Source organism: Okeania sp. SIO2C9, assembly GCF_010672455.1.
GTDB lineage: Bacteria > Cyanobacteriota > Cyanobacteriia > Cyanobacteriales > Microcoleaceae > Okeania.
In genome coordinates, this window is sequence record NZ_JAAHGO010000157.1 from 1 (window position 1) to 7724 (window position 7724).

Annotated in this window: 5 protein-coding genes; 4 read left to right on the forward strand and 1 reads right to left on the reverse strand. The window is 36.4% G+C overall.

Annotated features, from left to right (window positions below; all coding sequences use genetic code 11):
- Positions 1-187: CHAT domain-containing protein (locus tag F6K23_RS39520; RefSeq protein ID WP_293166530.1), on the forward strand; the 187-nt coding region annotated here is incomplete at its 5' end.
- A 689-nt stretch (positions 188-876) separates the two neighbouring features.
- Complete coding sequence (locus F6K23_RS39525; RefSeq protein ID WP_293166531.1) at positions 877-2004, forward strand: retropepsin-like aspartic protease; 1128 nt, start codon at positions 877-879, stop codon at positions 2002-2004.
- 649 nt (positions 2005-2653) lie between these two features.
- Here the strand turns inward: F6K23_RS39525 and F6K23_RS39530 are convergent.
- Positions 2654-3340: a hypothetical protein gene (locus F6K23_RS39530; protein ID WP_293166532.1), complete on the reverse strand. Its 687-nt coding sequence runs from the start codon at positions 3338-3340 to the stop codon at positions 2654-2656.
- A 414-nt stretch (positions 3341-3754) separates the two neighbouring features.
- Here F6K23_RS39530 and F6K23_RS39535 point away from each other — a divergent pair, with 414 nt between their 5' ends.
- Both F6K23_RS39535 and F6K23_RS39540 read left to right on the forward strand, forming a co-directional pair.
- Positions 3755-5437 carry an NAD(P)H-quinone oxidoreductase subunit 4 gene (locus F6K23_RS39535; RefSeq protein ID WP_293166534.1) on the forward strand — a complete coding sequence of 561 codons (1683 nt, stop codon included), beginning with the start codon at positions 3755-3757 and terminating at the stop codon, positions 5435-5437.
- Between the two features lie 1533 nt (positions 5438-6970).
- Positions 6971-7582 (forward strand): cupin, encoded by a 612-nt coding sequence (locus F6K23_RS39540; RefSeq protein ID WP_293166536.1) that lies wholly within the window; start codon positions 6971-6973, stop codon positions 7580-7582.
- Positions 7583-7724 lie beyond the last annotated feature (142 nt).

Sequence of the window (7724 nt, forward strand, 5' to 3'; positions counted from 1 at the left end):
AGAGGCATTGAGAAAGGCGCAGTTAGCGATGTTGCGGGGAGAGGTAGTTATTGCAGATGGGGAGTTAAAGGGAAGTGGAGAGCGTAGGGTAGTGCCGTTACCTCCAGCGTTAGAAAATATAGAGAATGATAATTTATCTCATCCTTATTATTGGGCAGGGTTTACTATGGTTGGTAGTCCTTGGTAATGGGAAAGATCCTAAATGAATTATTCTATGGTCAGAAGCGATCGCCCTCGAATCAAAAGAAGCCCAAAACAACAGAAAAAAGCGGATGCGACCCTGCACAACCCTTAGGCGCAAGGGAATGCACACCAAATAAATCAGCTCTTATATTAAATCTGGTTGAACACTTATTATATAGTTAGGGGAAGTAGGGGAGTAGGGGAGTAGGGGAGATTGAATGCTTGAAGTATAGTTATATCAAATCCGGTAGCATCGATGTTATTCAGTATTAAAGTAGGGGCGAATGGCAATTCGCCCTTATTTTAGGGGCTTTCTGGGCATTTGCTGACGTAGAGCTTCCGCTAATACCCTTACCCGTTGTATGACGATCAACGGAATTATATTACTCCGAAGCCAACGGATTTGATATTATAAACATATACGATATAACTGGATTCTATATTAGAGTTGTTGGGAAATAAAGATTGAACAATGCTCAAAAGCTTACCGTATAAGGTTTTCATGATTTCATGGCTTAAAAACGCTATAAACATTGACTAATAAGGGTTTGAGCTATTTTTTTAGCTTAATTCCCAACAACTCTATTATATAGTATCCGGATAATTAGTTATTGTATGATGAGAGGAGTCAGTCCTCAGGAGAACCGAGTCAGGAGTAAATAATTAAGTATTTCTGTATACTAATTAACAATTATGAACAAATTTTGGAGTATTATAGCTATTATTTTCAGCTCTATTAGCTGTCAAATTTTTCTCCATAATTTAGTTGCACCAACACCTATTATTTTTTCGCAAAATTTAGCTATAGCTCGTCAGAAATACACTAGGGTGTGTGGCAACATACCTCAACAAAATATAGGAGAAAATAGAGAACTTTGTGTAAATCCTGAAATTGCAGAAAATACTACTCATAAATACAGAAAAATTGGAGCTATTGTAGAATTAGAAGGTCTAAATTTACCCCGCCCAAAAGTCACAGGTAAGGCAACTATCCCTTTGCAATTTTTAACAGGAGGAAAAGCTTTTAGTTTGACAGCAACTCTGGGAAAAAAATTAGGTAATTTTTTATTAGATACTGGTGCTTCTACTTCTATTATTGCAACAGAAACTGTAAAAGAATTAGGTTTAATGGGAAAACCAGTACCGCAAGAACTTTTAACCTATGCAGTAGCGGGAGATGAATGCCCAGAAATGAAATCTAATTTGCATAGTTTACCAGTGTTCAAAATTGATAATGTCAAAGTAGAAGGATTAACAGTTTTAGAATTTACTACTACTGTCATGCCAGATGGATTATCGGGAGTTTTAGGAATGGATATTTTGAGTAATTTTGATGTAGAAATTAATCCTCAAACTCAAGAATTAAAATTATTGCCTCCTACTCCAATACCTACTACAAATATTGATGATGCTATTCAACTTAAAGCGAAGTTAGGTGTGATGTTAGCTGAGGTAGAAATTAATGGCAAAGGTCCGTTTATTTTTATGTTAGATACGGGTGCAGAAAGTATTTTTATTTCTCAAAAATTAGCCAGTCATTTAAATATTTCTGTTGCTGAGAGACAGGAAATTAGAGTGCAAGGTTTTTGTGGCATAGAAATGGCAGAATATGCCTCTTTAGCTAAAGTAAAAATGGGAAATTATCAACTCACAAATTTAGAAACAGTGATTTTATCTTCCCCTGTATTGAAATTATTAGAAGTTGATGGAATTTTAGGGCAAAACTTTTTGAACAATTATCAACAATATTGGCGTTTTAGTAACAAAAATTCCCAAAAGATTCCCACAAAGGGAAGTTTATTATTGATTCCTTTTGACTAACCTTGACTTACTACTTACAGCGCTTTTGAGATTGATAAACCACATCGTCATAACCAAAACCCTGTAAGGGCGAATGCCATTTGCTACGCATAACTACGTTAACGCCCCTACTGTGGTCTACTGAAATGAAAAACGCTATAAAACTGTACAAACTTATCATTACTTAGACTGACTTTTTAGCTTTTCTAATCCTGGTAAACGCGTAGTAAAACAACAACCTTTTCCTGGATGACTATCTGCAGTAATTAAACCCCCCTGCTTTTGAGCAATTGTTTGGGTAAATATTACAGCAGATTCCTCCCATAAGAAGTACAGAAATTAACAATTTTTATTATTGGAGATGTCTATTGATGAACCACATCGTTACAATCAAAACCCTACAATCAAAACCTTGTAGGGACGTTCCATGGAAAGTCCTTACAAGGTTTACCTAAGTGAAAACCGCTTTCAACAATTAATAATTATGGTTTAAAGCCTCCCCTTTTAAGGGGAAAAAAGCGGTCGAGGGATGGCGAGGAGACCTCGCCATATCCAATCGACTCCTGTGAAGAAATAATATCTCCTTATATTCAATTCCGTAGCGGTTTTAACCAGAGGTAATTATCAATTATCCATTATCAATTAATGAAATACCCGACTTTATCTACTATTAAAAATTAAGATTTATTCTTTTAGCAATTCTCAAACATTTATAAAAAGTAGTAATCAAAAATACTTCAGCAAAAACTTTAAATATTTCCTCAACACTCCTGAGCCATTCTCTTTGCAATTCTTGAGTTTCATTCAACAAATTTGATGTTTCTTGACCTTGAGTAAAAAAATCAAGTGCAATAGAAAAACAAGCTAAAATCAAAGCAATTTTAAAATAAGTAAAAGCCTCTCGATACCGATAAAACTCCTGACGAAAATAGTAAATTACCAACAACCCAATAATCCCATAAATCACAATAATTAAATCATCAATACTATCAGTCAAAGCAGTTTCCTGAATTTGAAATATCCAATGAATAAATTTATCTAACCTTTCATGGATTTGAATTAGTTCATCCACAGCACAGAACACAAAACCAAAAGTAAAAAACTGCCAAAGTCTTTGATAATTCTTTCCAGGCTGAGATACCCCTTGTCTGCCAATTCTTAAACGATAAATTTTCCAGTTAATTCCAGCAATAATTAATAACTGAATACCCGAAAACCAATTAATCAAAGACCCCTCATCAAAATATCGATATGGTCCTTTATCCAATAGTATTGCCCGGAAGATAACAGCAGCGATCGCCACAAAATTCACAAATAATGCGATCGATAATATTTTTTTAGTAGAAAATCCTGACATCAAAATAATTATTATTCAGCTTGTATTATCTGAGTAAGTGTTCTATATCACTAGCAAGACTTTATATTATATCCGCTCAATAGCGCGAGCAAACTCCACGCGTGTTGACGCAAACAAAAAACTTTCTCCTCCTGACCCTTCTTATACCTTAATTTATCAAAATAATTGGGTCTAAAACCCTGCCTTTTAAGGCGAAATATTTTTGGAGAGTTGCTCACGCATCCCCGTTACAAAAATAACTTCTGACTCCTGACTCCTGACTCCTGACTCCTGACTCCTGACTCCTGACTGATAAATTAAACTTATGTAGTGATTAGATATAAATATTTATATTTTTTTCAATATTTATTTACAAAGGTTTACAAAGTTTAGTAATATGGAAATGACCAAAGGTAAGTATTTGTTCTCACTGTTATGGCAACTCAATTTCCCTGGCTGACCACCATAGTCCTACTGCCACTTCTGGCTGCCCTACTCATCCCCGTCATCCCCGATAAAAACGGAAAAACCATGAGATGGTACGCCCTTGGTGTAGGAATTATAGATTTTGCACTGATGTGCTACGCCTTCTGGAATAGCTACAATGCCAGCGACTCAGCTTTTCAACTCGTAGAAAAATATGCCTGGCTCCCTCAGATAGGTCTAAGTTGGGCAGTATCAGTAGACGGTTTATCTATGCCACTGGTACTACTAGCTGGCCTGGTAACAACACTTTCAATATTCTCGGCGTGGCAAGTAGACTACAAACCACGTCTTTTTTATTTTCTAATGCTGCTGCTATACTCCGCCCAGATAGGAGTATTCGTAGCCCAAGACATGATGCTACTGTTTATTATGTGGGAACTGGAGCTAGTTCCTGTCTACCTGCTCATTTCAATTTGGGGTGGCCAAAAGCGTCGCTACGCTGCAACAAAATTCTTGCTCTATACAGCAGCCGCTTCTATATTTATTCTAGTGGCAGCCTTGGGAATGGCCTTATACGGTGGCGGCAATATTACCTTCGACATGGTGGAACTAGGTCTGAAAGATTATCCGCTGACCCTAGAGCTTCTACTTTACGCAGGATTATTAATCGCTTTTGGAGTAAAATTAGCCATTTTCCCTCTACATACATGGTTACCCGATGCTCACGGCGAAGCCTCTTCACCTGTATCAATGGTTCTGGCAGGTGTATTGCTCAAAATGGGTGGATATGGATTAATTCGTCTCAACTTAGAAATGCTCTCTGATGCTCATGTTTACTTTGCTCCTATTCTGGCAATTCTGGGCGTTGTTAATATTGTTTATGGCGGGTTGAACTCTTTTGGCCAGTCTAATATGAAGCGCCGTTTGGCTTATTCATCTGTGGCTCACATGGGCTTTGTTTTATTAGGTATTGCTTCCTTCACTGACTTGGGTGTGAGTGGTGCTTTACTACAGATGATTTCCCACGGTTTAATTGCTGCGGTGTTATTCTTCCTCGCGGGTATAACTTATGATCGCCTCCACACTCTGAAGTTGGACGAAATGGGTGGTCTTGGTCAAGTAATGCCAAAAGTATTTGCTCTATTTACTATTAGTGCCATGGCATCTTTAGCACTTCCTGGAATGAGTGGGTTTGCTAGCGAACTGATGGTATTCGTCGGAGTGACTAGCAGCGATGTTTATAGTTCGACTTTCCGCACTGTAACAGTTTTCCTCGCAGCAGTTGGTTTGATTTTGACACCTATTTATCTGCTTTCCATGTTGCGTCAAATGTTCTACAGCACTGGTAAAGCACCTACTTGTATCCTCAAAGATACTCCTTATGAAAACGAAATTTTAGATGAGGCAGTTTGCTACGGTACTAATTGTGTCTTACCTGCCAATGCTGTCTATACTGATGCAAGGCCACGAGAAGTAGCGATCGCTGCTTGTTTCTTGGTTTTGATTATTGGTATTGGTTTATATCCTAAAATGGCAACTCGGATGTACGATGCGAAAACAGTGGCAGTAAATAGTCAGGTTCGTCAATCATACACTTTTGCTAAAGCTAATCCTCAACTCTTTGCAAAAGGACCATTATTCCCCAAGATGCCTGAGTCTGAAGTGTTATCAGTTTCTGGTATCTTCAAATAATATAGCGATCGGCAATTAGCTTTTAGCTTTTAGCTTGGTTTCAAACTATTACTTTATAATTAGTTTACAGTAGGGATTTTGCATACAATATCCCTACTTTTTTTTGTCAAAATTTTCTGCAATATAGCAGAAGGAAGAAGGAAGAAGGAAGAAGGAAGAATGAAAAATCTTACCGAAAAATTGTGGGTATGCGCCTCGTCTTTTAAGGTGATAAAAAAAAGATAATTCCGTATTTTCTTGCCTCCTTATTGCAGAGGTACTGATAACTGATAACTGATAACTGAAATGACGTTGTCTGAGTTTTAAGCTGTCGATCTGTCCGGGTCTTTTCCTTCAACTGCTATAATATCAAATCTGGTAGCATTGGTATAATTAGATAGTTAATTAGGAGTTAGGAGTCAGATAGGAAAGCCGTCGGTAGGAAAACGTATAGAATTAATAGCTTAGATTGAACTACTCAAACAAAATTTTCTAAGTATTCAAGCCAAATTAATTATATAGCAATCAGCAATCAGATGTGAGAATTGAGGTGTTCCTTTAAAGTATAAAATATGGCAGTTATCTTATTCTTATGTATTCGTTTTTTCTTCTTCCCTGTTGCCTGTTGCTTGTTGCCTAAAAGTCTTGAATATCTCACAACTAAAATCATATTGCTATATATTTGATTGTCAGCTTAAATAAGCAGAAAAAATTATTTTTAGATTGACTGCTCAAACACAAAAGTCTATTTTATTCTCTATTCCTTGTTCCCTAACTAAAAAAAATAAAATGGCTACAAAAAAAATAAAAATACTACTAGAAAATGCCCAAACTTCAAGAAAAAATTTAAACTGCCATCCCTATCTTTTTCTTTTATACTGCCACCCACTGATAATGATTATGAGTAGGTAGAAAGTAGTCAAACACTAATATCATGTCCGGATAAGAGCGTGATAAAAAACCTTTTCCCTTCTAACCTTTTCTTTCCTTCTGCCTCCTGCCTCCTGCCTTCTGCCTTACCTCCTCCAAAGTGTAAGTATTCAACCGGACATGATATAACTTGTCCTGATTGTAAAGCTAATTTAATAGTATCAGTACGCCAATCTCTTTCTGGAGAAGTACAAGAAATAGGTAAATTAGAACTGTATTAAAATTATCCTCACTCAAAAGTTTCTAGCAAGGGTTGAAATTTTATTTACTTACAATCTGCTGTAAGTATATCAGGTACAAATATTAATGATAAAGTCTTTGTAGTGTGGGCATCTTGCCCGCAACAGATGTACCTCACTGATATGAAATATGCTGGTGCATCTACATAATACTTCGCGATCGCCAGTTATAAATTTAAACAATTTATTCAGAAAATTTGTAAAATATGTCACAGTAAAATATCAATTTTTCTTCTAAAAACCTACAATTCAACTCACTAGAAAAAATTTCATATTTTCTTACAATTCTAGTATTAACTGTAGCTATATAATATATAAGTATTTTTAGTCAATTCTCACAACTTATAGTTAACTGAAGCATCAGCAATACCAGAGGAGAAACAAGATGAAAAATCGAGATTGGTTTTTGACTGAAGACGGTCAATGTCAACCTTGTGAAACGGTGAATGAATGGAAATTATTAAGAGAAAATTATCGGTTGTATAGATTCTTAACAGAACTAGAAGATACCCTAAAAGATGCCACAGATGAAGCGAGTTCTCTACAGAAAATTCGACTTTTAGTTCGACAATTTATTACTAATTCATATTGGCTGCAAAGTCAGGAGCCAGAACCTTGCGAAAAAACAGGAACTTCGGTTATTTTGTTATACGATGAGTTAGGATTTCCCTTAACAGTACAAACAGTAAAATTCATGCCAGGCACAATTTCAACAATTCATAATCATGGTACCTGGGGAATAGTAGCAGTATTAAAAGGCCAGGAAAAAAATACATTTTGGAAACGTAGTCCTGACCCAGAAAATAAATATAAAATTGAAAGAGTCGGAGAAAAAATATTACAACCAGGAGATTTAATTAGTTTCACTTCTAATGCTATTCATAATATAGAAGTAATCGGAGATGAACCTACATTTACTTTTAATATTTATGGTGAAACAAAATCTTCTGAAAGGTTTGAATTTGACCCAGTTGCACAAACCGCTAAAAAATTCTGAACAGGGAATTAGGAAGAAGGGAGATGGGGAGATGGGGAGATGGTTAGATGGGGAGATGAGGAGATGGGGAGATGGGGAGATGGGGAGATGGGGAGATGGGGAGATGGGGAGATGGGGAGATGGGGAGATGGGGAGATGGGGA

Coding starts and splice junctions, on each gene's coding strand:
- F6K23_RS39525 (WP_293166531.1), top strand. CDS start 877: ATGAACAAATTTTGGAGTATTATAGCTATTATTTTCAGCTCTATTAGC.
- F6K23_RS39530 (WP_293166532.1), bottom strand. CDS start 3,340: ATGTCAGGATTTTCTACTAAAAAAATATTATCGATCGCATTATTTGTG.
- F6K23_RS39535 (WP_293166534.1), top strand. CDS start 3,755: ATGGCAACTCAATTTCCCTGGCTGACCACCATAGTCCTACTGCCACTT.
- F6K23_RS39540 (WP_293166536.1), top strand. CDS start 6,971: ATGAAAAATCGAGATTGGTTTTTGACTGAAGACGGTCAATGTCAACCT.